General features: G+C 65.9%; 24 protein-coding genes and 1 pseudogene. 10 read left to right on the top strand and 15 right to left on the bottom strand.

What is annotated here, in order from left to right; genetic code table 11:
* Nucleotides 1-15: 15 nt before the first annotated feature.
* The 6 genes from AWB78_RS10930 (at nt 16) to acuI (ending at nt 5,255) form a co-directional block, all read left to right on the top strand.
* The gene (locus AWB78_RS10930) at nt 16-1,797 is read left to right on the top strand and encodes a chloride channel protein (RefSeq protein ID WP_062604586.1); all 1,782 of its coding nucleotides are present in this window, start codon (nt 16-18) and stop codon (nt 1,795-1,797) included.
* Between the two features lie 152 nt (nt 1,798-1,949).
* Nucleotides 1,950-2,867 carry an aldo/keto reductase gene (locus AWB78_RS10935; protein WP_062604587.1) on the top strand — a complete coding sequence of 306 codons (918 nt, stop codon included), beginning with the start codon at nt 1,950-1,952 and terminating at the stop codon, nt 2,865-2,867.
* An 11-nt stretch (nt 2,868-2,878) separates the two neighbouring features.
* On the top strand, nt 2,879-3,301 hold the full coding sequence (locus tag AWB78_RS10940) for a DUF1810 domain-containing protein (protein ID WP_062604588.1): 423 nt from the start codon (nt 2,879-2,881) through the stop codon (nt 3,299-3,301).
* 56 nt (nt 3,302-3,357) lie between these two features.
* The gene (locus AWB78_RS10945; protein ID WP_062604589.1) at nt 3,358-3,573 is read left to right on the top strand and encodes a hypervirulence associated TUDOR domain-containing protein; all 216 of its coding nucleotides are present in this window, start codon (nt 3,358-3,360) and stop codon (nt 3,571-3,573) included.
* A 157-nt stretch (nt 3,574-3,730) separates the two neighbouring features.
* The gene (locus AWB78_RS10950; RefSeq protein WP_062604590.1) at nt 3,731-4,168 is read left to right on the top strand and encodes a PRC-barrel domain-containing protein; all 438 of its coding nucleotides are present in this window, start codon (nt 3,731-3,733) and stop codon (nt 4,166-4,168) included.
* Between the two features lie 94 nt (nt 4,169-4,262).
* Nucleotides 4,263-5,255: an acrylyl-CoA reductase (NADPH) gene (acuI, locus tag AWB78_RS10955; RefSeq protein ID WP_062604591.1), complete on the top strand. Its 993-nt coding sequence runs from the start codon at nt 4,263-4,265 to the stop codon at nt 5,253-5,255.
* A 9-nt stretch (nt 5,256-5,264) separates the two neighbouring features.
* On the opposite strand, the gene AWB78_RS10960 is transcribed toward acuI, so the two are convergent.
* Nucleotides 5,265-6,923 carry a methyl-accepting chemotaxis protein gene (locus AWB78_RS10960; RefSeq protein ID WP_062604592.1) on the bottom strand — a complete coding sequence of 553 codons (1,659 nt, stop codon included), beginning with the start codon at nt 6,921-6,923 and terminating at the stop codon, nt 5,265-5,267.
* A gap of 258 nt (nt 6,924-7,181) precedes the next feature.
* Here AWB78_RS10960 and AWB78_RS10965 point away from each other — a divergent pair, with 258 nt between their 5' ends.
* Entirely contained in the window at nt 7,182-8,438 is a 1,257-nt protein-coding gene (locus tag AWB78_RS10965; RefSeq protein ID WP_062604593.1) for an aminotransferase class V-fold PLP-dependent enzyme, read from the top strand.
* Between the two features lie 3 nt (nt 8,439-8,441).
* On the opposite strand, the gene AWB78_RS10970 is transcribed toward AWB78_RS10965, so the two are convergent.
* Nucleotides 8,442-9,272 (bottom strand): NAD-dependent protein deacetylase, encoded by an 831-nt coding sequence (locus tag AWB78_RS10970; RefSeq protein WP_062604594.1) that lies wholly within the window; start codon nt 9,270-9,272, stop codon nt 8,442-8,444.
* Between the two features lie 185 nt (nt 9,273-9,457).
* On the opposite strand from AWB78_RS10970, the gene AWB78_RS10975 reads away from it, so the two are divergent.
* Nucleotides 9,458-10,468 (top strand): zinc-binding alcohol dehydrogenase family protein, encoded by a 1,011-nt coding sequence (locus AWB78_RS10975; protein ID WP_062604595.1) that lies wholly within the window; start codon nt 9,458-9,460, stop codon nt 10,466-10,468.
* A 16-nt stretch (nt 10,469-10,484) separates the two neighbouring features.
* On the opposite strand, the gene AWB78_RS10980 is transcribed toward AWB78_RS10975, so the two are convergent.
* The 3 genes and pseudogenes from AWB78_RS10980 to AWB78_RS45755 form a co-directional block, all read right to left on the bottom strand.
* The gene (locus AWB78_RS10980; protein WP_062604596.1) at nt 10,485-10,883 is read right to left on the bottom strand and encodes a GFA family protein; all 399 of its coding nucleotides are present in this window, start codon (nt 10,881-10,883) and stop codon (nt 10,485-10,487) included.
* On the bottom strand, nt 10,880-11,440 hold the full coding sequence (locus tag AWB78_RS10985) for a hypothetical protein (protein ID WP_062604597.1): 561 nt from the start codon (nt 11,438-11,440) through the stop codon (nt 10,880-10,882). The genes AWB78_RS10980 and AWB78_RS10985 overlap by 4 nt, the downstream gene beginning before the upstream one ends.
* A 210-nt stretch (nt 11,441-11,650) precedes the next feature.
* A pseudogene (locus tag AWB78_RS45755) lies at nt 11,651-11,830 on the bottom strand (OmpW family protein); the annotation flags it as partial.
* Nucleotides 11,831-12,029: 199 nt separating this feature from the next.
* On the opposite strand from AWB78_RS45755, the gene AWB78_RS10990 reads away from it, so the two are divergent.
* Nucleotides 12,030-12,323 (top strand): hypothetical protein, encoded by a 294-nt coding sequence (locus AWB78_RS10990; protein ID WP_062604598.1) that lies wholly within the window; start codon nt 12,030-12,032, stop codon nt 12,321-12,323.
* Nucleotides 12,324-12,345: 22 nt separating this feature from the next.
* Here the strand turns inward: AWB78_RS10990 and AWB78_RS10995 are convergent, their stop codons facing one another.
* From AWB78_RS10995 to AWB78_RS11030, 9 genes are all read right to left on the bottom strand, one after another.
* Nucleotides 12,346-12,879: a hypothetical protein gene (locus tag AWB78_RS10995; RefSeq protein ID WP_062604599.1), complete on the bottom strand. Its 534-nt coding sequence runs from the start codon at nt 12,877-12,879 to the stop codon at nt 12,346-12,348.
* Nucleotides 12,880-12,997: 118 nt separating this feature from the next.
* On the bottom strand, nt 12,998-13,708 hold the full coding sequence (locus AWB78_RS11000; protein WP_062604600.1) for an extensin-like domain-containing protein: 711 nt from the start codon (nt 13,706-13,708) through the stop codon (nt 12,998-13,000).
* Complete coding sequence (locus AWB78_RS11005) at nt 13,705-14,757, bottom strand: NAD(P)/FAD-dependent oxidoreductase (RefSeq protein WP_062604601.1); 1,053 nt, start codon at nt 14,755-14,757, stop codon at nt 13,705-13,707. The genes AWB78_RS11000 and AWB78_RS11005 overlap by 4 nt, the downstream gene beginning before the upstream one ends.
* A 979-nt stretch (nt 14,758-15,736) precedes the next feature.
* Nucleotides 15,737-16,546 carry a c-type cytochrome gene (locus tag AWB78_RS11010; RefSeq protein ID WP_062604602.1) on the bottom strand — a complete coding sequence of 270 codons (810 nt, stop codon included), beginning with the start codon at nt 16,544-16,546 and terminating at the stop codon, nt 15,737-15,739.
* The gene (locus AWB78_RS11015; RefSeq protein ID WP_062604603.1) at nt 16,543-18,168 is read right to left on the bottom strand and encodes a b(o/a)3-type cytochrome-c oxidase subunit 1; all 1,626 of its coding nucleotides are present in this window, start codon (nt 18,166-18,168) and stop codon (nt 16,543-16,545) included. The genes AWB78_RS11010 and AWB78_RS11015 overlap by 4 nt, the downstream gene beginning before the upstream one ends.
* Nucleotides 18,158-18,724 carry a cupredoxin domain-containing protein gene (locus AWB78_RS11020; RefSeq protein ID WP_062604604.1) on the bottom strand — a complete coding sequence of 189 codons (567 nt, stop codon included), beginning with the start codon at nt 18,722-18,724 and terminating at the stop codon, nt 18,158-18,160. The genes AWB78_RS11015 and AWB78_RS11020 overlap by 11 nt, the downstream gene beginning before the upstream one ends.
* A gap of 19 nt (nt 18,725-18,743) precedes the next feature.
* Nucleotides 18,744-18,914: a hypothetical protein gene (locus tag AWB78_RS47600; RefSeq protein WP_096031773.1), complete on the bottom strand. Its 171-nt coding sequence runs from the start codon at nt 18,912-18,914 to the stop codon at nt 18,744-18,746.
* A gap of 13 nt (nt 18,915-18,927) precedes the next feature.
* Nucleotides 18,928-20,145, bottom strand: a complete 1,218-nt coding sequence (locus AWB78_RS11025) for a c-type cytochrome (protein WP_096031774.1) — start codon at nt 20,143-20,145, stop codon at nt 18,928-18,930.
* A gap of 58 nt (nt 20,146-20,203) precedes the next feature.
* Nucleotides 20,204-20,890, bottom strand: a complete 687-nt coding sequence (locus AWB78_RS11030; RefSeq protein WP_062604628.1) for a c-type cytochrome — start codon at nt 20,888-20,890, stop codon at nt 20,204-20,206.
* Between the two features lie 225 nt (nt 20,891-21,115).
* On the opposite strand from AWB78_RS11030, the gene AWB78_RS46425 reads away from it, so the two are divergent.
* Complete coding sequence (locus AWB78_RS46425; RefSeq protein WP_157697454.1) at nt 21,116-21,304, top strand: hypothetical protein; 189 nt, start codon at nt 21,116-21,118, stop codon at nt 21,302-21,304.
* Here AWB78_RS46425 and norR read toward each other — a convergent pair.
* Nucleotides 21,297-22,889, bottom strand: coding sequence for a nitric oxide reductase transcriptional regulator NorR (norR, locus tag AWB78_RS11035; protein WP_062604629.1), 1,593 nt, complete (start codon nt 22,887-22,889; stop codon nt 21,297-21,299). The two genes, AWB78_RS46425 and norR, sit on opposite strands and share 8 nt — an antisense overlap.
* Nucleotides 22,890-22,894: the final 5 nt, after the last annotated feature.

A 22,894-nucleotide genomic window follows, 5' to 3' on the forward strand; every position in this document is an offset into this window, starting at 1 on the left:
TCCCGGGAGTACACCATGGACCATCACAAACGCGACTTTTCGGTCAACGACCGGTTGCTGAAAATATGCGGGCTCGCCGCCATCATCGGCGCGATCGCCACGCTCGCGGCCGTCCTGCTCCTCGGGCTCATCCATCTCTTCACGAACCTGTTCTTCTTCGGCACGTTTTCCTTCGAGGACCGCTCGCCCGCGCTCAATACGCTCGGGCCGTGGGTCATCGCGATTCCGGTGATCGGCGGGCTGATCGTCGGGATGATGGCGCGCTTCGGCTCGGAGAAGATTCGCGGCCACGGCATTCCCGAGGCGATCGAAGCGATTCTCTTCGGCAAGAGCCGCATGTCGCCGAAGGTGGCGATTCTGAAGCCGCTGTCCTCGGGCATCGTCATCGGCAGCGGCGGGCCGTTCGGCGCCGAAGGCCCGATCATCATGACGGGCGGCGCGCTCGGCTCGCTGATCGCGCAATGCATCGACGTGACGGCCGCCGAGCGCAAGACGCTGCTCGTCGCGGGCGCGGCGGCGGGGATGACCGCCGTGTTCGGCACGCCGGTCGCGGCGGTGCTGCTCGCAGTCGAGCTGCTGCTGTTCGAATGGCGCCCGCGCAGCTTTCTGCCGGTCGCGCTCGCGTGCGCGGTCGCGGGTTTCGCCCGCGCGGCGGTGTTCGGCACGGGCGCGCTCTTTCCGCTCGAGACGCAGCCGCCGCAGATGATTTCGCTGCTGTCATGCCTCGTCGCGGGCCTGCTGTCGGGCGCGCTGGCGTCGGGTTTGTCGGCGGCGCTCTACAAGCTGGAGGACGTGTTCCACAAGCTGCCGATCCACTGGATGTGGTGGCCGGCGATCGGCGCGGTGTTCGTCGGCATCGGCGGCTATTTCGAGCCGCGCGCGCTCGGCGTCGGCTATGACGTGATCGGCGATCTGCTGCATCAGCACATCGCGATTCAGGTGGCGCTGTCGATTCTCGCCGTGAAGGCGATCATCTGGGTCATCGCGCTCGCGTCCGGCACGTCGGGCGGCGTGCTCGCGCCGCTGCTGATGCTCGGCGCGGGCCTCGGCACGGTGCTCGGCGCGGTCCTCCCCGGCCACGATGCCGCGCTCTGGCCGCTCGTGTGCATGGCCGCGACGCTCGGCGCGACGCTGGGCGCGCCGCTCACCGCGATCGTCTTCGCGTTCGGCCTCACGCACGATGCCAACGCGCTGCTGCCGCTGCTCGCCGCGACGCTCGTCGCGCACGGCTTCGCGACGGTCGTGATGAAGCGCTCGATCATGACGGAGAAGATCGCGCGGCGCGGGTATCACATCTATCGCGAATACGGTGTCGATCCGCTGGAGCGTCATCACGTCGATGAAGTCATGACCCGCGACGTGCTCACGATCGACGCGGCCACGCCGCTCTCCGACGTGCTCGCGAAGCACTTCGGGCCGCAGCAGGTGCATCGCGCGTATCCGGTGGTGCGCGACGGCGTGCTCGTCGGCATGCTCGACCGGGCGTCGCTCGGGACGCTGATCGGCGGTTCGTCAGCGCAGGAAGCGGGCGTGGGCATCGGCGAGGCTCTGCAGCGGCAGGCGCACGGCGCGCCGTCGTTCGCGCTGCCGGGCGAGCCGTGCCGCCTGGCCGCGACGCGCCTCGCCGTGCACGAGCTGGAGCGCTTGCCGGTGGTCGCGGACAAGCAGTCGTTGCGGCTCGTCGGCATCGTGTCGAGAAGCGATCTCGTGAAGCCCGCGCGCGCGCACTTCGATGAAGAGCATCGGCGGGAAAGGTTCAGAGGGTTTCGCAGGACGCCCGCGCTGAAGAAGCATTGAGGAGACGCCGCGCACGAAGCGGCGCGGAACTTTGCGCCGTCGCGCGTTTCCGAGAGCAATAGGTTCGCGCCGCTCACTCTCCGGCAGGAGGAGAACATGCGCCGTTTCCCCGTAAGGTTCTCCAGGCGCGGCTGTCCCCGCGCGCCACGCGCATGACCACGCGCCGCGCCTTTCTGCGCGCGGCCGCCGCCGCAACCCTCGCGGCGCAGGCCGACCGCGCGGCGCACGCCGCCGACGCGCCGCTTCAGCCGATGCACAAACGCCCCATTCCGTCGACCAATGAAGGCTTGCCCGTCATCGGCTGCGGCACGTGGCGCACCTTCGACGTCGGCGACGACGCCGCCCGCCGCCGCGAACTCGCCGGCGTCCTGCGCGTGCTTTTCGGCGCAGGCGGATCGGTGATCGATTCATCGCCGATGTACGGGTCCTCCGAAGCCGTCGCGGGCGCGCTGCTCGCCGAAGCGCACACGCGCGACAAAGCCTTCATCGCCACCAAGGTCTGGACCGATGGCCGCGCCGCCGGCATCGCGCAGATGGAGCAGTCGATGCGCCTGTGGCAGACCGATCGCATCGACCTCATGCAGATCCACAACCTGCTCGACTGGCGCACGCATCTCGCCACCCTGCGCGACTGGAAAGCCGCCGGAAAAGTCCGCTACATCGGCGTCACGCACTACACGTCGGGCGCGTTTCCGCAAGTCGAAGCGGTGCTGCGTTCCGAGCGCATCGACTTCGTGCAGATCAACTACGCCGCCAACGACCGCGATGCGCAAGCGCGCCTTCTGCCGCTCGCCGCCGAGCGCGGCGTCGCGGTGATCGTCAATCAGCCGTTCGGCGGCGGCTCGCTGCTCGCGAGCCTCAAGAACCGCCCGCTGCCCGCGTTCGCGCAAGAACTCGGCTGCACCTCGTGGGCACAGCTTCTGCTGAAATTCGTGCTGGGCAACCCGGCCGTCACGTGCGTGATTCCCGGCACCGGACGGCGCGAATACATGATCGACAACGCGCACGCGGGCGTCGGCGTTTATCCCGATGCCGCGATGACCCGGCGCATCGCCGACGCAGTCGCATAAAGGAGTCCGCCATGAGCGATCCATTCGACCTTCAGCGCTTCGTCGACGCCCAGGAAAGCGTCATCGACGATGTGCGCGCCGAGCTCTCCGCCGGCCGCAAGCGCACGCACTGGATGTGGTTCGTCTTCCCGCAGATCGCCGGTCTCGGCCACAGCGCGATGGCGCAGCATTACGCGATCTCATCGTGCGACGAAGCGAAGGCGTATCTCGCGCATCCGGTTCTGGGTGCGCGGCTCGTCGAGCTGACGCGCATCGTCAACGGGGTGCAGGGGCGCGGCGTCGATCAGATTTTTGGCTATCCGGACGACATGAAATTTCATTCGTCGATGACGCTCTTCGCGCGCACCGCCGACGATCCCGACGTCTTCGATGAAGCGCTGCGCCGCTACTTCGGCGGCCAGGCCGACGACGCGACGCTCGACCGCCTGCAATGACGGGCATGGCGGTTGCGCTTCGCTGAAACATCGACGTTTCACCGGAGCCGAGCGCCATGAGCACATCCTTCAAGCTGCACGATCACGTCCGCTGGAACACGCCGCAGGGCGAAACGACGGGACATATCGTGCGTGTCGTCACCGAACGCACGACGCTCGACGGCCATACCGTCGACGCGTCGCGCGAGGATCCGCACTTCGAGGTCGAAAGCGACAAGAGCGGCAAGCGCGCCGTGCACAAGGCCGACGCGCTGACGCACGTATCGCGCTGAAACACGCGCCGCACGTTCGCACTATTGCAGTGCGCGCGACGCATCCTTACACCGTTCCTGCAGAAACCACGATTAACGTTCAAACTTCTACCGCGCCGGAAGCTTGAATGCGCATTCCATTGAACCGGTTTGCCCAATCCTTTGAGGAATCGAACCAATGAAATCGAAACTCGTGGCACTGCTCGTTGCATCGTCGGCACTCGGCCTGACTTCCACGGCATCGTTCGCCCAGGTTGCGGGGTCGCAGCCGCTCGGCGTATCGGTCGAGGTGTCGACCGCCATCATCGACGGCTGGAGCATCAAGAAATCCGTTCTCAACAAGCCTGTCGTGAACGAACAGGGACAGCGCGTCGGCGTGATCAACGACATCATCGTCGCGCCCGACAAATCGGTTTCGTTCGCGATCATCGCGGCGAACAAGTTCCTCGGCGTGGCGCGTCACGACGTCGCCATTCCCATCGAGCAGCTCGACGTAAAGAACGGCCAGTTCGTGCTCGCGGGCGCGACGAAGGACGCGATCAAGGCGCTGCCCGAGTTCCAGTACACCAAGGTGAAGGCGACGCCCAAGCCGCGCGCGGAATTCGAGCATCATTGATGCATCGTTTCAGGTAAACCGGGGCGGCCACGTTCTCGTGCGCCGCCTCGTTTTCATTCACGCGCCGCTCAACCCTCAACCCGGAGCCCCGCCGATGTTCAACGCCCTCATGCTCGAAAAACAGGACGACCGCACGGTCGCATCCATCAAGTCGCTCGACGAATCGAGCCTTGCTGCTTCCGGTGATGGCGACGTGCTGGTGCGCGTCGAATTTTCGACGCTCAACTACAAGGACGGACTCGCGATCACGGGCAAGAGCCCGGTCGTGCGCAAGTGGCCGATGGTGCCGGGCATCGACTTCGCGGGCGTCGTCGAGACGAGCGCGCACCCGGACTACCGGCCCGGCGACAAAGTGGTGCTGAACGGCTGGGGCGCGGGCGAAACGCATTGGGGCGGGCTCGCGCAGAAGGCGCGCGTGCCGGGCGATCATCTGATTCCCTTGCCCGCGAAGATCACGACGCGCCAGGCGATGGCCGTCGGCACCGCGGGCTATACGGCGATGTTGTGCGCGCAGGCGCTGGAAAAGCACGGCGTGAGCGCCGCGGACGGCGACGTGCTCGTGACGGGCGCGAACGGCGGCGTCGGCAGCTTTGCCGTCGCGATTCTGGCGAAGCGCGGGTTTCGCGTGATCGCGTCGACGGGGCGTCCTGAGGAAGCCGAACGGCTGCGCGAACTGGGCGCGGCGGATATCGTCGAGCGCGCGAGCCTGTCCGAGCCGGGCAAGCCGCTGCAGAAGGAGCGCTGGGCGGCGGCGGTCGATTGCGTCGGCAGCCATACGCTGGCGAACGTCTGCGCGAGCCTGCGCTACGGCGGCGCGGTGGCCGCCTGCGGCCTCGCGCAAGGCATGGATCTCCCGGCGACGGTCGCGCCGTTCATCTTGCGCGGCGTCGCCCTGCTGGGCGTGGACAGCGTCTACGTGCCGCGCGAGCGGCGCATCGCGGCGTGGCAGGCGATCGCCGATGAAGTGCCGGTCGCGACCATCGAAAGCGTCGCGACGGTCATTCCGCTCGCCGATGCGCCCGACGTCGCCGCGCGTCTGTTGCGCGGCGAAGTGAAGGGACGCGTGATCGTCGACGTCAACGCCTGAGCCGGCGTCTCAGAAGGCGCTCCAGCCGTCGGCGTTGACCCGCTTCGGCATCGCCACGGGCGCCGCGCGCCGCGCGGGCTTCACAACTGGCGCATGCACCGCCGCCGCGCCGTTCACCGTGAAGAACGCCACCGCTTCGTTGAGCCTGCGTCCCTGCTCCTCGAGCGAAGTGGCGGCGGCCGCCGCTTCTTCCACGAGCGCGGCGTTCTGCTGCGTGACTTCATCCATCTGGGCGATGGCGTGATTCACCTGCTCGATGCCGCGTCCCTGCTCCGCCGACGCCGCCGCGATCTCCTGCATGATGTCCGTCACGCGCGCGACGGCCTGCGTGACTTCGATCATCGTCGTGCCCGCTTCTCCGGCCAGCACGGAGCCGTCGCGCACCTTGGCCGTCGAATCCGCGATCAGCTCCTTGATCTCCTTCGCCGCCGTCGACGAACGCTGCGCCAGGCTGCGCACTTCGCTCGCCACGACCGCGAAGCCGCGGCCCTGCTCGCCCGCGCGCGCGGCCTCGACCGCTGCATTGAGCGCTAGGATGTTGGTCTGAAACGCGATGCCCTCGATGATCCCGGTGATCTCCGCGATGTGGCCGGCGCTGTCGCTGATGCCGGTCATCGTCTCGACCACGCGGCCGACGACATCGCTGCCCTTCTTCGCGATAGCCGACGCGTTCGACGCGAGCGTGCTCGCCTGCTGCGCGTTCTCGGCGTTCTGACGCACCGTCGAGGTCAGCTCTTCCATGCTCGCCGCCGTCTGCTGCAGCGACGCGGCCTGCTCTTCGGTGCGCTGGCTCAGATCGGTGTTGCCGGTCGCGAGCTCCTGCGCCGCGCCGCCGACCGCGCCGCTGCTTTCGCGCACGCGGCTCACGGTTTCGGTGAGGCGCGTGTTCATCGTCGCGAGCGCGCGCAGCAGGTCGCCGGTTTCGTCCTTCGTGTCCGCGACGATGCGGCTCGTCAGATCGCCGCGCGCCACCGTCCGCGCGATGCCGACCGCCTCGCCGATCGGCGTCGTGATCGAGCGCGTGACCATCACGCCCGCGATTCCCGCGAAGAGCGCCGCCGCCGCGCACAGCGCAATCAGCACGTTGCGCTGCGCCTGAAAGCTCTCCTGGTCGGCACGCACGATGTCCTCGCGGCGCGCGGCGGTGTACGTCGCGTAATCGTCGGTGGCCTTGATGAGTTGCGCGAGCAGCGGACGGCACTGCTCGTCGAGCGCCCGCACCGCCTCGTCGTGCCTGCCCGCGAGCGCAAGCCCGACGATGTTCGTCGCGACGGGCCCGTACAGCGCCTCCACGCGCACCATTTCCGCGGCGAGGGTCTTCGCCTTCTCGCTCGTGTCGGTCGCGCTGGCGAGCATGTCGTTCAGTTGCTTGAGACGCGCTCGCACGTCCTCGTGGGCGCGCGTGACTTCGGCCTTTTCCAGTTCGAGGTCGGCGGGCTTCGTGACGAGCACCAGATTGCGCGCCGCGATCGCGCGCCGGTCGACGGCCGTGCGGATCTGGCCGGCGACGTCGGCCCGCGCGTTGATGCCGTTCACGTAATGAGCAAAGCCGTCGGTCGCATCGGACAGCGCGCGCAGCGACATGCCCGCTACCAGCACGACCAGCACGGCCAGAATGCCGAATCCTGCGATCAACCTGTTTTTGATCGTGATGTTCTTGAGATTCATATTGTGGGGTTCTCTCAGGGTCCGTTCGGGGAACGTATGGCGCCAGGACGTTTCGCACTGTACGAACGTTCGCCTTCTTGTGAGGCACTGCGCTCTTGTTACTGATTACGGCGGCGCCGATTCGGTCTGAAGGGTAAAGATGCAGAGGGCGTGCGTTTGATCGATGCGCCCGCGCGACCAACTTACACAACGATGGCGGATCGGCGATACTGAACGTTCGTGCTCGCCCCCGCCACGATTACTCAACATTCCGAACCGATGCCCGATCTCCTCGATTACCGCACGCCCGATTTCGAAGCCGCGCTCGCCGCGCTGCCGCCCACGCCCGCGACCGGCCTCGCCACCGACGCGCACTACTGGGACGCCGTGCGCGGCCTGTGGCGTCATTCGGATGCGCTGATCAATCTGGAGAACGGCTTCTGGGGTGCGATGACCGAGCCGGTGAAAGCGATGTTCCAGCACTGGACCGATCGCGTGAACCACGAGACGACGCTCCTGATCCGCCCGCATCTGATGCCGCTGTATCAGGGCTTGCGCGAGCGGCTCGCCGCGGCGATGGGCTGTGCCGTCGAGGAAATCGAGCTGACGCGCAACGCGACCGAAGCGCTGCTCGCGCTCATCAGCGGCTACAACCGCGTGGCGCCCGGCGATACCGTGCTCTACAGCGATCTCGATTACCCGTGCGGCAAGGACGCGATGGAATGGCTGCGCGAGCGGCGCGGCGTCACGCCCGTGCGCATCACGATGCCCGAGCCCGCCACGCGCGAAGCGGTTCTGGACGCCTACGCGAAGGCGCTGCGCGACCATCCGCGCACGAAGCTCGTGCTGCTCTCGCATGTGTGCTTCGCGACCGGCCTCGTGCTGCCCGTCGCCGAGATATCGGCGATGGCGAAGGACATGGGCGCCGACGTGATCGTCGATGCCGCGCATTCCTGGGGACAACTCGATTTCGACGTGCCCGACCTCAATGCGCCGTTCGCCGCGCTGAATCTGCACAAGTGGATCGGCGCGCCGCTCGGCTGCGGCGCGATCTATATCCGCCGTGGGCACGTCGCGTCGATCGATCCGTATTTCGGCGACCGCACCTGGCCCGCCGACGACATCCGCGCGCGCGTGCATACCGGCTCGCCGAACTTCGCCGCGTGGTTCACGCTGCCGTCCGCGCTGGACGTGCATGGCGCGATCGGGGCAAAGGCGAAGGAGGCGCGTCTGCGTGCGTTGCGCGATGCGTGGGCCAAGCCGGCGCGCGAACTTCCCGGCGTGCAGATCATGACGCCGGACGATCCGTCGATGACCGCGGGCATCACCGCGTTCCGCCTGAAGGGCCACACGACCAAAGCAGCCTGCGATGCGATCGTCGCCGCGTTGCGCGAGCGCTTCGGCGTGTTCACCGTGACGCGCCCCGGTCCCGACGCCGGTGAAGTGGTCCGCGTGACGCCCGCGCTCTTCTCGCGCATGTCGGATGCGAAGCGTCTCTACGAAGGCATCGAAACGCTGTCGCGCGAATCGAAGTAAGCGTTAGCCCGCCACCGGCCGCGCGTCGAGGCGCTCGATCAGGCCCGCGAGCGCCTCCGAGCACGGCGCTTCGATCTTCAGCGCGAGGAGCGCGTCGGCGCGCGTCTTGCCGATGTTGATCGCCGCGATCGGCTTGCCGCTTCTCGCGGCCCACTCGCAGAAGCGGTAGCCCGAATACACCATCAGCGACGAGCCGACGACGAGCATCGCGTCGGCGGCTTCGAGCGAGCGCGCCGCGTCGTCGACGAGCGCGCGCGGCACGCTTTCGCCGAAGAACACCACGTCGGGCTTGAGCACGCCGCCGCAGCGCGTGCAGCCGGGAACATCGAACGAGGCGAAGTCGAGATCCTCGATGTGCGCGTCGCCGTCCGGCACCGCGGGCGCCGTGTAGCCGACGAAATCCGGATTCGCCGCTTCCAGCATGCGCTGCACCGCCGCGCGCGTATGGCGTTCGCCGCATTCGATGCAGCGCACGCGGCCGATATTGCCGTGCAGCTCGATCACGTCGGGATTGCCGGCGCGCGTGTGCAAGCCATCGACATTCTGCGTGACCAGCCGATGCACCCGCGAACGCGCCGCCAGCGCCCGCAGCGCGTGATGCGCGGCGTTCGGCTCGGCGTGCGCCACCACCGGCCAGCCGATCAGGCTGCGCGCCCAGTAACGGCGCCGCGCGTAGTCCGAACCGAGAAAATCCTTCAGCAGGATCGGCGCGCGGCCGGTGCGTTGGCCCTCGCGGTCGCGATAACAGGGAATGCCCGATTCCGTGCTGATGCCCGCGCCCGAAAGCACGAAAAGCCGCGGATGCCGTTCGACGAATTCATGAAGCTGATGCACGTGGTTTCCTTATGGCGCGCGTCGAGCGCGGTTCGTCCTCGTCGAAATATATGGCGAAACCGCGCGCGCCGCTGCCCTCGCCTCTGGCCTTACCACTTTTTCAATATTGAAATTGGCTTGACCAAATCGGCCAGCGTCGTTAGATTGTCGGACGCCCCACTCCAACGACACCACGAGACACGAGCATGCTGACCGTCATTTGCGAAACGCCCGGAACCCTGAAAGCCGAACAGCGCGAGAAGCCGCAGCGCGGCGATAACGAAGTGCTGCTGCGCGTGAAGCGCGTCGGCGTGTGCGGCACGGACCTGCACATCTTCACCGGCAATCAGCCGTACCTTTCGTATCCGCGCGTGATGGGCCATGAACTCTCCGGCGTGATCGAGGAAGCGGACGCGTCGAGCGGCCTGAAGGCGGGCGACACCGTCTACGTCATGCCCTATCTCTCATGCGGCAAGTGCATTGCGTGCCGTCAGGGCAAGACCAACTGCTGCGTGAACATCCAGGTGCTGGGCGTGCATCGCGACGGCGCGTTCACCGAGTATCTGAATCTGCCCGCGCAGTTCGTCCACAAGGCCGAAGGCGTCACGCTCGATCAGGCCGCGATGGTCGAATTCCTCGCGATCGGCGCGCACGCCGTGCGCCGCGCGGACGTGCAACCGGGCCAGCGCGTGCTGGTGGTCGGCACGGGTCCGATCGGCATGGCGGCGATCACGTTCTCGCGTCTGCGCGGCGCGAACGTCACGGCCCTCGACACGCGCGAAGACCGTCTCGCGTTCTGCAAGCGCGAACTGAAGGTCGATGCAACCGTGCAGATCGGCGAGCGCGACAAGGAAGAACTGTCGAAGCTCACGAACGGCGAATTTTTCGATGTCGTGTTCGACGCGACCGGCAACTCGCGCGCGATGGAGCGCGGCTTCGAGTTCATCGCGCATGGCGGGAAGTACGTGCTGGTGTCGATCGTGCCGGACCGCATCTCCTTCGCCGATCCCGAATTCCACAAGCGCGAGGCGACGCTGCTCGCGAGCCGCAACGCGACGCCCGAAGACTTCGAAACGGTGCTCGCCGCGATGCGCAAGGGCGAAGTGCCGACGGACGCGCTCAACACGCATCGGCTGACGCTCTCCGACGTGCCCGAGCAGTTCTCTTCCCTGCTCGATCCGAAGGCGGGCGTCGTGAAGGCGATCGTCGAGTGCTGATGTGCCGATAGCCTGATCAGGGCGCGCCGCGCGCAAAGCGCGGCCGCCCTTGGGCGTCGTGCCACGGCTCGGCGCTCTTGCACCAGATTTCGTACTGCGGCGGATAAAGCCCGGTTTCATCGAAGATGCCGGTCGGCACTTCGATCTCGTCCACGCCGTCGAAGGCCAGATAGATCGGCGAGCCGCATGCCGGGCAATGGTGCCGCTTCCCGGTCGGCGAGCTTTCCCAGGCGACCGTATCGCCCGATACGTGAAACGCGTTGCGCGGGAAGATCGCATACACGCCGAACGGCGCGCCGTGGATGCGGCGGCACGTCATGCAGTGGCACAGATTCACTTCCTTCGGCTCGCCCGCGACGCGCACGCGCACCGCGCCGCACGCGCATCCGCCTTCGTGAAGCGGCCGAGCGTTCATCGCACGAAATAACCGCGGTTCTGCATGCAGTCGCTATAGGCGCGCCAGTAACGCGCCATCGGCGGTTCGGGCGGCGGCAGCGGCGGCATCTTCATGTCGCCGCCGTAGATCGCGTCGGAGGCGCCGGAAGCGCCGGCCGCCATCGATGCGGGCATCGCGGGAAGGCCGGGCATCGGGCCGGACGCGCCGGGCGGCATGGACGCGGCCGCCATCGGCACCGCCGATGCGCCCGAAGCCGCCATCACCGCCGATGCACCCGACGCCGCCACCGCGGCTGAAGCGCCGTGCGCGCCCGACGCGGCCGGCGGCAGCGGCGGCTCGACCGGACGCGGCGGCGTGAGCACACGCGTTTCGCGCTGCGCATCGCGCGGCGGTGTCTGCGATTCGCGCGCCATGTTCACTTTCGTCGTCTGATTGGCGTAGCCGTAGCACGCGGCGTTATCGATCGATTGCTGCCACGCGCTCTGGCTGCGGCCGGGCACGGTGAGCGGCTGTTGTGCGAAGGCGGCGCCACACGCCGCGAGCAAGGCGATTCCCGCGTAAGTGGAAGGTCTCATTGGCTTGCGGTTCCCCGATGCGGTTTTATTAGTCGTTGCAGGCCGCACCGCCACGAGTGATCGAGCGGCGCGAGTCTGCGCCGGGCCTGCTGTCAAGGATACCGCGAGCGCGGGATGGTCCACGCCAGAAGCACCGGCATCTTCCGCCAATTTTTCAGACATGGAGCGCGTCCGCTCATATGAAGCGGGAAACGTCGCGCGTCAGAACTTCATGCCGACGCCGAGCGTGCCGAGCACGCCGCCCGCTGTCACATCGGGCTCGATGCTGATCGCGCGCAGGCGCACGAGAAGGTCGCCCGCGTGGATGCCGCCCATCGAATCGTTCGACGATGCATCGCCCGCCGCGTGCGCCGTGCATGCCATCGCAGTGGCCCCCAAAGCTTTTCTCATTGCCGTCTTTCCCTATTGAAAGCAGGGATTTTCCCGGGTGCCTGCGCAGGCGCCCGTGACTGCGGTCAACGCTTAATTGCTTATGCGCAGTCATATCCGTCAAGGCTTGAGAAACGGCAAACATGCGGGCGAAGCCGCATGCGTCCGGGCCCATCGCTTGCTGGCTAAAAGGAAAGTGCAGAACAAAGGGAGGCAACCGATGAGACCCACACTCGGCACACTCGGGCGCATCGCGGGGATCCTGCTCGGCGGCACACTGGCCGTTGCGGCAAGCGCCCAGCAGGGACAGCAGAAACCGAACAAGCTCGATTACGACAGCACGCCCGCGTATCAGGAGAAAAACGTCACGCCGCCGGCCGCGGCCGCCGCGAACGCCAGCGATGCGCTGAAGACGCGGCCCGGCAAGGCATCATCGGGCAAGGGCGCGGCGCCCGACCGGCCGAACGGACTCGGCTTCGACGCGGGCGCGAGCAGCATGGGCAAGAAGCAATAAGGCGGCGCGTGGCCGCCTTCGCTCAGGCGTTATCGGCGTCGGCAGGTTTATCGGGCCACGGCCACGTCGAATAGCGCGATGCTTTGTCGGACGCGGCCTTGCCTTTCTGTTTCTGCGGCGCGGCGGCGGGCGCCGCCTCGTGCGCCGGGGCCGCACTTTTCGCGACATCCGGCAGATCCTCGCCGAACCACGGCGCGTCCTTGCGCCGCTCCTGCCTATAGGCCTCCCAGCCCTTCGCGTTGTCCGCGAAGAGATCGTGCTTCACCGTGTTGGCGAGCAACGGGCGATTCAGCGTTTCGTCGAGCAGCGCCTTCGGCCACACGAAGAACGCACCCGACGCGCGGCGGATGAAATCGCGCGGCGCCATCTTTTCGTCGATGAAGCCGAGCAGCGTGAAGCCCGCGAGCGCTTCGTTGCCCTTCACCGCTTCGCCGATGCTCGCGTAATCGTCGGCGCACTGGCTCAGGCAAAACACCGACTCCAGCACGTCGCCGAGATGCAGCAGCAATGCGCGTCGTTCGTAGGGATCTTGCGTGGCGGTCTCTTGTTTCGTCATTCGCTGTTCCGATATGTCGAGGGTGGATTCTGCGGCGCGCGCATGCCGCACGTGCCGCGTTCATCTCGATTTTAGCGAACCCGCGGTGACGCGTCGGCGCGCGAGCGCTCCAACCACGCTAACGGCAGACGCGATACGGGCCCATATCGACGTGAAAGTGCGTCTTGTGCAGCGCGTTGTAGTCCGGGCCGAGGGTCGTGTCGAAGGAACGGCATGCGCCTTCGCGAACGCGCCGGAGGAATTGGCCATCGGGCGATGCGGCATCGTCCCAGCGCGCGAGCGTGATGCGGCGCCCGTCGTCGAGCACGAAGCCGGTCAGGTCGATGGCGTTCGCGCTCGCGTGCTGGCTCAGCGCGGTGTCCTGCTGATGATTCACGTTGCGGCACGCATAGCTGCCCACGTGCTCGATGCGCGCGACGCGCTCGCCGTAGCTGTCGAGCGCGGCAGGCTGAAGATACTGATGCTCGAAATACGCGAGGCCGAGCGCGAGCGGACAGGTTGCGAGAAAAGGCGCGCTGAAGCGAATGTCCTCCGACTGCGTGACGCGCACCACGTCCTTGAGCTCGCAGCCGCCCGCCCCGGTCGCATCGGCCATCTCACGATAGACGAGACCGGAGCGCGCGAGCGATGCATCGCAGCGTTGCGCGTCGTGCATCGTGCGCCATAGCTTGAAGCGCGTGAGCGGACCTTGCGGCGCGCGCACGTCGAGCGGCGCGAACGGATCGTAGCGCTCGGGCAGCACGATGCGCTTCGAGTACACCGCATAGCCAAATGCGATCGCTCCGGCGAGCGACGCCAGCACCAGCCATCCGACGATGCGTGCGATCACGCGCTGTCGGCCGCGTGCGCGGCGATGACGCGCTCTGCGAGTTTGGTGTCGTAGCTCGAATGCACATGCACGCGCTTTTTCTCGGGATACGCGTATGAATAAGCCTTGCGCAATCCGAGCGATGCTTCGTGAAAGCCCGACAGAATGAGCTTCTGCTTGTTCGGATAATTGGCGATATCGCCGACCGCGAAAATGCCGGGCCGCGACGATTCATAGTTCGACGTATCCACTTCGATGCGCCCGCCGCGCACATCGAGATTCCATGCGGCGATCGGCCCGAGCTCCGAGACGAGGCCATACATCGCGACGATCTTGTCCGCGGCGATATCGGTCGCCCCTTCGACCTGCTTGATGCGCACGCCGCGCAGCTTGCCATCGGGCGCATCGAGCGACTCGATCATGCCGACGACGAAGTCCATCTCGCCCGCATCGACTGCGCGCTTCATGGTCGCGACGGAATTGGCCGTCGCGGAGAAGCCGTTGCGCCGATGCACGAGCGTGAGCTTCCTCGCGATGCCCTTCAGTGCGAGCGCCCAGTCGAGCGCCGAATCGCCGCCGCCCGCGACGACGATCTCCTTGTCGGCGAAATCCGCCGCGCGCGCGACGCTGTAGTGAATGTCGCTTCCTTCGAGCGCGGCTGCTTCGGGCAACTGCAGGCGCTGCGGCACGAACGCGCCGTTGCCCGCGGCAATCATGATCGCGGCGCAGTCGAACGTCATGCCGCGCGCGGTCGTGACCGTCCAGCGGTGATCGTCGCGCTGGGTCACGGACTCGACCCGTTGATCGAGATGGATCGGCACGTCGAAGGGCAGGATCTGCTCGAGCAGCCGATCGACGAGCTCGCGCGCGGTGCATGACGGGATCGCAGGGATATCGTAGATCGGCTTGTCGGGATAGAGCTCGATGCACTGCCCGCCGATGCGCTCGAGCGTATCGACGATCTGGCATGTGAGGCCGATCACGCCGGCCTCGAATGCGGCGAATAGCCCTACGGGGCCCGCGCCGATGATCAATACGTCGGTTTTTATCGCTTCGCTTTGGGGTTCCATTTTGGATTCGCTTTCCTTGGGCTGCTGGTTTTTTCAGCATTCTTCGGGCCACGATACAGAAAGCGTCGGGAGGGGGCAACGAAGCCCCTTGTTCGGTATTGGGTTAGGTTGGGGGTTTTTCTTGTGCTCCTATGGGCTTCCTGTTTTCGCGTCGGTCTATTTGCACTGCCCGTGCGCGGGGCGGTAGTCGCCTGGTTTTTTCGGGTGCGTGCGTGAAATCCTGTTTTCGTGTCGGTTTATTAGCGTTGCCCCTGTGCGGGGCGGCAGTCACTTTCTTTGCTGCTGCAAAGAAAGTAACCAAAGAAACAGCTTTCCCCAGCCTAAGCACTTCATGCCGGCCGCGGCACAGAACTTCGCACGTGGTCCGGCAGTAGCGAGTGCCCTCATAGGCCTAACCGGGCATGGACCGCGCACGGTCTGTCAAGCTAGACCATTAAGGGCGCTGGTTCAGCACCAAATAGCTCCGGCACAGCGCTACGCGCTGCCGTTGGGTTTGCAAGGGAAACCAACCTGCGGCGAATGCAGTGAGATAGAAGCGTTAGCAAGGAAGTGTGTGCCGACCCGATGGACCGGTCGGCCGCGAAGCGGGCCGGAGCTATTTGGCGCCTTACCAGTCAGTTAAGTGGTGCGATGTGACAGATCGTGCGCGATCCAAGCCCGGTTAGGCCTACGAGGGCACTCGCTACTGCCGGACCACGAGAGTGCTTCTGTGCCGGGGCCGGTGTGAAGTACTTTGGATGGGGATAGCTGTTTCTTTGGTTACTTTCTTTGCAGCAGCAAAGAAAGTGACTGCCGCCCCGCACAGGGGCAGTGCTAATAGACCGACGCGAAAACAGGATTACATAGAGGCGCAGACACGCAGCGGCGGGCATCCGAAGCGCCATCGACAACAGCAAAGAAAGTGACTGCCGCCCCGCACAGGGGCAACGCTAATAGACCGACACGAAAAACGGGATCCGGCGAAAACCCCACCAAAAACTCACTTCGCGCCAGCATTCAACTCCCTCGCGTAATACATCGCCGCAGCATCGATCTCTTCAGCCGTCATGTTGCGCGCAACATTGCGCATGACCTCATTGATATCGTTAGTCCGCGTGCCATTGGCGAACGCAACCAGTTGCGCCTTCGTATACGATGCCGGCAACCCATCGAGCCAAGGGCTCCCAGCCTTACTATCGATGCCCCCATGACACGCCGCACAAGGCGCGATATTGCGCATCGGCGCACCATGCGCGACGATCGGCGGTGCAAGCGAATCGCTCACCTTGCGCTGCGCGGGCGGCCTCGGCAGGCTCGCATAGTACGCGGCAAGATCGCGCATATCCTGATCGCTCAGGTTCATCGCCATCGGCGACATCACCGCATTGGTCCGCGCGCCCTTCTGAAAATCGATCAGCTGCTTGTAGATCACCGACGCATACTGCCCCGCGAGATTCGGCGAATTCGCCTCGCTCATGCCGCGCTCGCCGTGACACATCGTGCAACGCAAGGCCAGCGTCGCGCCGCGCCCGATCGAGTTCGCGCTCGCATTCGCGAGCAGCTGCGGCGTGACTTCGACGCTCGTCAGCTTCATCTTCGGCTCGACGGTCGTATCGCCCGAATACCAGTTGCGCGGCACGCCCGCCGCGCTGCAGATCGCGTTCCAGATGCCGGTGAACTGCGCATCGCGATGCACCGAAGGCAACCACGCGAAGCCGATCAGAATCGATATCGCCGCAAGCGCGATCGTCCCCAACACGCTGACGGTGAACCAGCGGTTGCGGAATGTGAAGAGGCGTTCGTCGCTCATCGCTGCGCTCCGATCGGCACCGCGGGCACCGCCGTGTCCGAGCGCGCGAGCAGTTGCGCGATCGGAAAGCCGTAGTTGACGAGCGTGAGGCCGATCATCAGCACGAGCCACAACGCGAAGCTGTTCAACGCAACCGGTATGGTGCGCGGCTCATGCACCGCGCGGCTGAAGCGGAACTCCTCGACCGTGATCTTCGGCGCGCGATGCGCCTTGATCAGCACGATGAAGAACAGCACCGCCGACACGACGAGGATGAATCCGCCCACCACCGAGATCACGACCGACAGCGCCTGCGCCGCGATCTCCGGGTCCTTGTAGTCATAGAACGCCATGCGTCGCGGCATCCCCAGAATGCCGACGAAATGCCACGGGAACGTCAGCACGATCATGCCGATGAACCACAGCCACAACTGCCAGCGCATCAGCTTCACGCTTTGCAGCGCGCGGCCCGTCAGATGCGGCCACAGGTCATACGCGATCACGAAGTACATGATGACGATCGCGCCCGCGAAGATCAGATGGAAGTGGCCCGTGATCCATTGCGTGTTGTGCACGGTCGAGTCGAGCTGATAACTCATGTTGATGAGACCGCCCGCGCCGCCGAAGCCGAGCATCACGAAGGAAAACGCGACGGCCAGCATCATCGGGTTGTCCCAGGGCAGCGCCTTGATCCAGCCGAGCGCCCCCTTGCCGCCGCGCAGACGCGCCGCGATCTCCACCGACGCCGAGATCGTGAACACGGTGAGCAGCGTCGGCACCGAGACGAGCGCGGTGAACACCGAATGCAGGAACTTGAAGCCCGAGCCCACTTGCGGATCGGCGAACAGATGGTGGATACCGATCGGCATCGACACCACGAGGAACAGGATGAACGAGATGCGCGCCATCGCATCGCTGTAGAGACGGCCGCCGATCGCGCGCGGAATGATCGTGTAGTACGCGATATACGCCGGAATCAGCCAGAAATAGACGATCGCGTGCAGCGTCCACGAGAAGAACACGCGCGCGAGGCCCGCGTCGATGGTCGTCTTCCAGCCGAGCGCGACGGGCAGGATCATGAAGAGCACTTCGATCGCCGCGCCCACCGCCGTCCAGCCCCACAAGTACGCGCCCGCGACCGTCGCGAACATCGCGAGCGGCACCGGCTTGCCCCGGTTCTCGCGCTTCCACGACGCCAGATTCACCGACATCAGCGCGACCCATACCCACGAGCCGACCACGACGAGCACCACGCCGATGTAGAAGAACGCATTGGCGATCATCGGCGGATAAAAGGTGTAGAGGACCGACGCGAGGCCCATCGCGACCGGCGTCTCCGCGCACACCGCGCCGATGGCGACGAGCCACCAGCCGAGCCAGGCCCAGCGCAGGCCCACCAGCGGGCGCTTCAGCGCGAGCTCGCTGACCGCGTAGCCAAAGCCCATCGCGATCAGCGTGGGAAACGCATAGCCCATCACGGTGCCGTGCGCCGTCACCGAGCGATAGTACAGCTCGGGATTCTGCAGCCACGGATGCAGCGGGCTGCGCACGAGCATCTGCCATGCGCCGAGCAGCAGCGCGACGCCGAAGGCAATGAATGCCAGCCAGAAATGCGCGAGTACGAGGCGCTTGCTATTGAACACAGGACACTCTCCGCGAATTGGCCGGCAGCTTGTCGGCCATCTGCATGAATTCGGCGCGATCCACCACCTTCACATGCGCCCACATGTTCTGATGCCCGGTGCCGCAGTATTCGTGGCAGGGCATCAAATGCTCGCCGGGCTTGTCGAAGGTCGTCTTGAAGGTCGAGACGTAGCCCGGCTCCAGCATCGAATTGATATTGGTGTTGGTGATCAGAAAACCGTGCACGACGTCCGAGCTCGTCGCGCGGAACGTGACCGGCACGCCCGCCGGCACGACGAGGCACTGCGGCGTGAACGAGTACTGCTGCGCGACGATGCGCACGGTCACCGAGCCGTCCGACTCGGGCGCGCTGCCGAGATTGCTCTCGATGAATTCGCCCGACAGATGCAGCGTTTCGGGGCGAATCGTCTCGACGCGCGAGGGCGGCATCATCGCCCAGTGGATGCCGGTGTAGACGACCATCGCGACCAGCACGCCGACGATGACGAGTACGAGGATCGCCCAGCGCCGTTCGACCCGATCGGCGACGTCGTGCGAGCTTGGATTGATGGCCATATGCGCTTGTCTTAGTGGATCACTGGATCACGCCACGCGGCAGGAACACGGCGAAATAGAAGATGAACCAGATGCCGATCACGATGGCGGTCGAGATGCCCGCGAGCGCGATCGCGCCTGACGGACCGCGCCTCACGATCTCGTCGAGCTTCGCGTCTTCCTTCGCGATTTCGTTCGGGTCTTCGGTCATGGTGTGTCGATGCTCAATAAAGTGGCGCCGAACGCAATTCGTTCACTTCCTTCACGGTCACCGGCGCGCCGCGATTGCCCCACGCGGTGCGGATGTACGTGACCACCGCCGCGACCTCGACATCCGAGAGCGACTGCGCGAACGGCGGCATGCCGTACGGCTTCGGGTTCTTGAACGTGCCCGGCGGATAGCCGCCGTTCAGCACCATGCGGATCGGGTTCACGGCGGAGCTCATCACGATCGACTGGTTGTTCGCGAGCGGCGGGAAATCGGGCGGCTTGCCCTGCCCCTGCGCCGCGTGACATTCGGCGCATTGGGCGTCGTAGATTTTTTTGCCGAGCGGCGAAAGGCTCGTCTTCTGTTCCACGACCGCCTGGCTCGGCGGCTCCGACTTGTCGCCGGAGCGCGCGGGCAGCGCCTTCAGGTAGACGGACATCGCGCGGACGTCTTCCTCGGTCAGATATTGCAGGCTGTCGTAGACAACTTCGGCCATCGGACCATAGACCGCGCCGCGATTCGACACGCCTGCATGCAGCAGTCCGACGATGTCCTCGATGCTCCAGTCGCCCAAGCCCGCTTCCTTGTTCGACGTGAGCGACGGCGCATACCAGTTCTGGATCGGGATCAGGCCGCCTTCGAACGCCTTCGACGACACGTTGCCGCCGAGCGCGTTGATCGCCGTGTGGCACATCGAGCAATGCCCGAGGCCCTCAACGAGATAGGCGCCGCGATTCCATTCCGCCGACTGCTTCGGATCGGGCTGATATTCGCCTTCCTTGAAAAAGAGCGAGCGCCAGCCGAGCAGCAGTTGCCGCTGGTTGAACGGGAAGCGCAGCTCATGCGGCCGGTTCGGCTGATGCACGGGCGGCGTGGACATCAGGAACGCGTAGATCGCGTCGGAGTCGGCGCGCGTCACCTTTGTATAGGACGCGAAGGGCATCGCCGGATAGAGCAGCGAGCCGTCGCGCGACTTGCCGGTGTGCATCATCGCGTAGAACTCGTCGGCGGTCCATTGACCCAGGCCCGTCTCCTTGTCCGACGAAATATTGGGCGTGTAGAGCGTGCCGAAGGGCGTGTCCATCGGACGGCCGCCGCCGAAAGTCTTGCCCGCGGGCAGCGTGTGGCACGCGATGCAGTCGCCCGCACGCGCGAGGTATTCGCCGCGCTTGATGGTGGCGGCGTCAGCCGCCTGCGCCGCGGTCGATGCGAAAGGCGCGGCGCACGCCGCCATGAAGACCGCGACGGTCAGCGCTCGGATATGTCGAAAACGGAGCACGTCGGGTCCTCGGTTAGTTGTGAACGCTGCCGCATTGGAGCGGCATCCTGATTGAACCGGCCGCGACCGGCACCGGATTGGCCGGCGCGGGCAGCGACGCGAGATAGGCGGCGATCGCGGTGATATCGCGCTCCGAAAGCAGCTTCGCAACCTGCCCCATGCAATCGGGCGCGACGGTCGAGCGCGTGCCGTAGCGCCACGCGCCGAGCTGCGCGCTGAGATAGTCAGCGTGCAGGCCAAGAAGGCCGGGAATGGCGGGCTCCATGCCGGTCATCGCCGCGCCGTGGCAGCTCACGCAGGCAGGCACCTTGCGCGACGCATCGCCCTTCGTGACGAGCGTCTTGCCGAGATCGAGCGTCTTCGCATCGACGGTGACGGCGGCGGGTGGCGGGAATGGCGGACGCTCGCTCGCGAAATAGTCGGCGATCTGCTTCAGATACGCGTCGGGCAGATACGCGAGCAGGTAGTTCATCGGCGGATACTTGCGCCGGCCGTCGCGGAAGGCGAGCAGCTGGTTGTACAGATAGCCGGCGGGCTTGCCCGACAGGCGCGGGAAGTAGTCGTTGTCGGTGCCCTCGCCGTGCGGGCCATGGCAGGCCGCGCAGCCCATCACGCGGGCCTGCATCGTATCCGGCGCGCGTTCGAGCGAGGCGCCCCCCGAGGGGACTTCCTTCGGGGCGTCGGCCGCGAACGCCGCGATGCTGAAAAAGGCGAAGAGCGCGGACAACACGAAAGCACTGCGCTTTGCCACGTTTCGCACGTAACCCCCGATTCGATTTGCCGTTGTTCGATCTACCGGACGCGTACTGCGCGTGTCCGACGCGGTTCTTCATGGCACTGCAATGGTCTTGCCGCCGATGGGTTGCGATTGCTTTTCTGATCTTAGAAGAGACAGCCCGTTTTTCCCAGTCTCGAGATTGTCTCAATGCGTGACATCGATGCGTATGACACCCCTGAGTGTTTTTTGCGCTCGAACAATGAATCGCATCTTTTTGAGATGAGCAATTGCCTTATGGCAGCCGCCTGTGGACCATGGATGGTTGGTCTGCGCCATCACGCGGATCATTTCGAGATACGCGGTGCGCTGGCGGCGCCGCGCGGACCGGTCATTTGAGACCGAGGCGCTTCGCCAGGCGATTGAGATTCGCGCGATCCATGCCGAGCTCGCGCGCGGCCGATGCCCAGTTCTGGTCGTGACGCTTGAGCGCGTCGAGGATGAGCGTGCGCTCGTAGACCGTCACCGCGTCGCGAAAGTCCGCGCCCGGCGCGGGCGATGGCATCGTCGGCGGAGTGTCCGGCGCGGTGGCGCCGTCGCCGGCGAGCGTCAGATCGGCGGCCGTCAGCGTGAGGATGCGCGGCCGCTCCCGATGCGCCGCGAGCGCCTTGAGCGCGCTGCGCCCGACGAGATGCTCCAGCTCGCGCACATTGCCGGGCCAGCGATACGCGAGCAGCGCGGCCTGCGCGTCGGCGGAAAGACGCAGGCTCAGCAGGCCGAGACGCGAGCGGTTCTCTTCGAGAAAGTAGCCCGCGAGCAGGAGCACGTCGCGCCCGCGCTCGCGCAGCGGCGGCACGACGAGCGGATACACCGACAGCCGGTGATAAAAATCCGCGCGGAAGCGCCCTTCCCGCACTTCCTCGGCGAGATCGCGATTGGTCGCGGCGATCAGGCGCACATCGACCTTGTGTTCGCTGTCCGAGCCGATGCGCTGCAACTGGCCGTTCTGCAGCACGCGCAGCAGCTTCGCCTGCACGGGCAGCGGCAGTTCGCCCACTTCGTCGAGAAAGAGCGTGCCGCCGTCGGCGAGCTCGAACTTGCCGCGCCGGTCCGACGACGCGCCCGAGAACGCGCCGCGCACGTGCCCGAACAGCTCGCTTTCGACGAGCGTATCCGGCAGCGCCGCGCAGTTGAGGCTGACGAGCGGCTTGTCGGCACGCGGCGACAGCGCGTGGATTTCGCTCGCGACCAGTTCCTTGCCGACGCCCGTCTCGCCGGTAATGAGCACCGTCAGATCGCTCGACGCGACGATCGCGATTTCTTCCTGCAGGCGATTGTGCGGCCCGCTGCTGCCGATCATCTCGCGCCGGCGCGGCCCGCTCGCCTGCCGGTACACCTCCGCGCGCTGGCGCTCGGCCTCGCTGGTTCGCGCCAGCGTATCGATGCGCTCCGACACGCTCACGGTCGCCGCCGCGAGACTGAGAAACGCCTGCAGCGAGGCCATGTCGATGCCGTCGAAGCGCGCGGGATCGAGCGCATCGAGCGTGAGCAATCCCCACGCGTGCCCTTTGATGATGAGCGGGCAGCCGAGGCAATCGTGCACTTCCAGGTGGCCGCTCACGCCTTTCACGAGGCCGTCGTAGGGATCGGGCAGATCGGAGCCCGCGGCGAAGCGCGTCGGCGCCTCGCGCGCGAGGATGCGCGCGAACCGCGGATGCTCGCTCACGCGAAAGCGCCGGCCGAGCGTGTCGCCCGACAGTCCGTCGATGGCGAGCGGCACGAGCGTGTCGCCATCGAGCCGAAGGAGCGCGGTGGCGTCGCTCGGAAACAGCGCGCGCAACGTGTGCAGCAGACGCCGGTAGCGCTCGGTGTCGGGCATCTCGCTCGACAGGTCCTCGATCAGCGGAACGAGGGCATCGAGCAGCACCCGTGAAGTCATTGCGACTACTTCTGCAGTCTTTTGGACTAGAGTCGAATCGACCATGATGG

It is taken from the genome of Caballeronia calidae (assembly GCF_900044055.2).
GTDB lineage: Bacteria > Pseudomonadota > Gammaproteobacteria > Burkholderiales > Burkholderiaceae > Caballeronia > Caballeronia calidae.

Excerpts from the sequence above, each read along its gene's own strand:
- AWB78_RS10985 (WP_062604597.1), bottom strand. The coding sequence starts at position 11,440 with ATGAGACCTTCCACTTACGCGGGAATCGCCTTGCTCGCGGCGTGTGGC.
- AWB78_RS10995 (WP_062604599.1), bottom strand. The coding sequence starts at position 12,879 with ATGACGAAACAAGAGACCGCCACGCAAGATCCCTACGAACGACGCGCA.
- AWB78_RS10935 (WP_062604587.1), top strand. The coding sequence starts at position 1,950 with ATGACCACGCGCCGCGCCTTTCTGCGCGCGGCCGCCGCCGCAACCCTC.
- AWB78_RS10975 (WP_062604595.1), top strand. The coding sequence starts at position 9,458 with ATGCTGACCGTCATTTGCGAAACGCCCGGAACCCTGAAAGCCGAACAG.
- AWB78_RS47600 (WP_096031773.1), bottom strand. The coding sequence starts at position 18,914 with ATGACCGAAGACCCGAACGAAATCGCGAAGGAAGACGCGAAGCTCGAC.
- AWB78_RS10945 (WP_062604589.1), top strand. The coding sequence starts at position 3,358 with ATGAGCACATCCTTCAAGCTGCACGATCACGTCCGCTGGAACACGCCG.
- AWB78_RS11010 (WP_062604602.1), bottom strand. The coding sequence starts at position 16,546 with ATGAGCGACGAACGCCTCTTCACATTCCGCAACCGCTGGTTCACCGTC.
- AWB78_RS10960 (WP_062604592.1), bottom strand. The coding sequence starts at position 6,923 with ATGAATCTCAAGAACATCACGATCAAAAACAGGTTGATCGCAGGATTC.
- AWB78_RS11005 (WP_062604601.1), bottom strand. The coding sequence starts at position 14,757 with ATGGAACCCCAAAGCGAAGCGATAAAAACCGACGTATTGATCATCGGC.
- AWB78_RS10930 (WP_062604586.1), top strand. The coding sequence starts at position 16 with ATGGACCATCACAAACGCGACTTTTCGGTCAACGACCGGTTGCTGAAA.
- AWB78_RS10965 (WP_062604593.1), top strand. The coding sequence starts at position 7,182 with ATGCCCGATCTCCTCGATTACCGCACGCCCGATTTCGAAGCCGCGCTC.
- AWB78_RS10940 (WP_062604588.1), top strand. The coding sequence starts at position 2,879 with ATGAGCGATCCATTCGACCTTCAGCGCTTCGTCGACGCCCAGGAAAGC.
- AWB78_RS10990 (WP_062604598.1), top strand. The coding sequence starts at position 12,030 with ATGAGACCCACACTCGGCACACTCGGGCGCATCGCGGGGATCCTGCTC.
- AWB78_RS10950 (WP_062604590.1), top strand. The coding sequence starts at position 3,731 with ATGAAATCGAAACTCGTGGCACTGCTCGTTGCATCGTCGGCACTCGGC.
- AWB78_RS11025 (WP_096031774.1), bottom strand. The coding sequence starts at position 20,145 with ATGGCGGCGTGCGCCGCGCCTTTCGCATCGACCGCGGCGCAGGCGGCT.
- AWB78_RS46425 (WP_157697454.1), top strand. The coding sequence starts at position 21,116 with ATGCGTGACATCGATGCGTATGACACCCCTGAGTGTTTTTTGCGCTCG.
- AWB78_RS11020 (WP_062604604.1), bottom strand. The coding sequence starts at position 18,724 with ATGGCCATCAATCCAAGCTCGCACGACGTCGCCGATCGGGTCGAACGG.
- AWB78_RS10980 (WP_062604596.1), bottom strand. The coding sequence starts at position 10,883 with ATGAACGCTCGGCCGCTTCACGAAGGCGGATGCGCGTGCGGCGCGGTG.
- acuI (WP_062604591.1), top strand. The coding sequence starts at position 4,263 with ATGTTCAACGCCCTCATGCTCGAAAAACAGGACGACCGCACGGTCGCA.
- norR (WP_062604629.1), bottom strand. The coding sequence starts at position 22,889 with ATGGTCGATTCGACTCTAGTCCAAAAGACTGCAGAAGTAGTCGCAATG.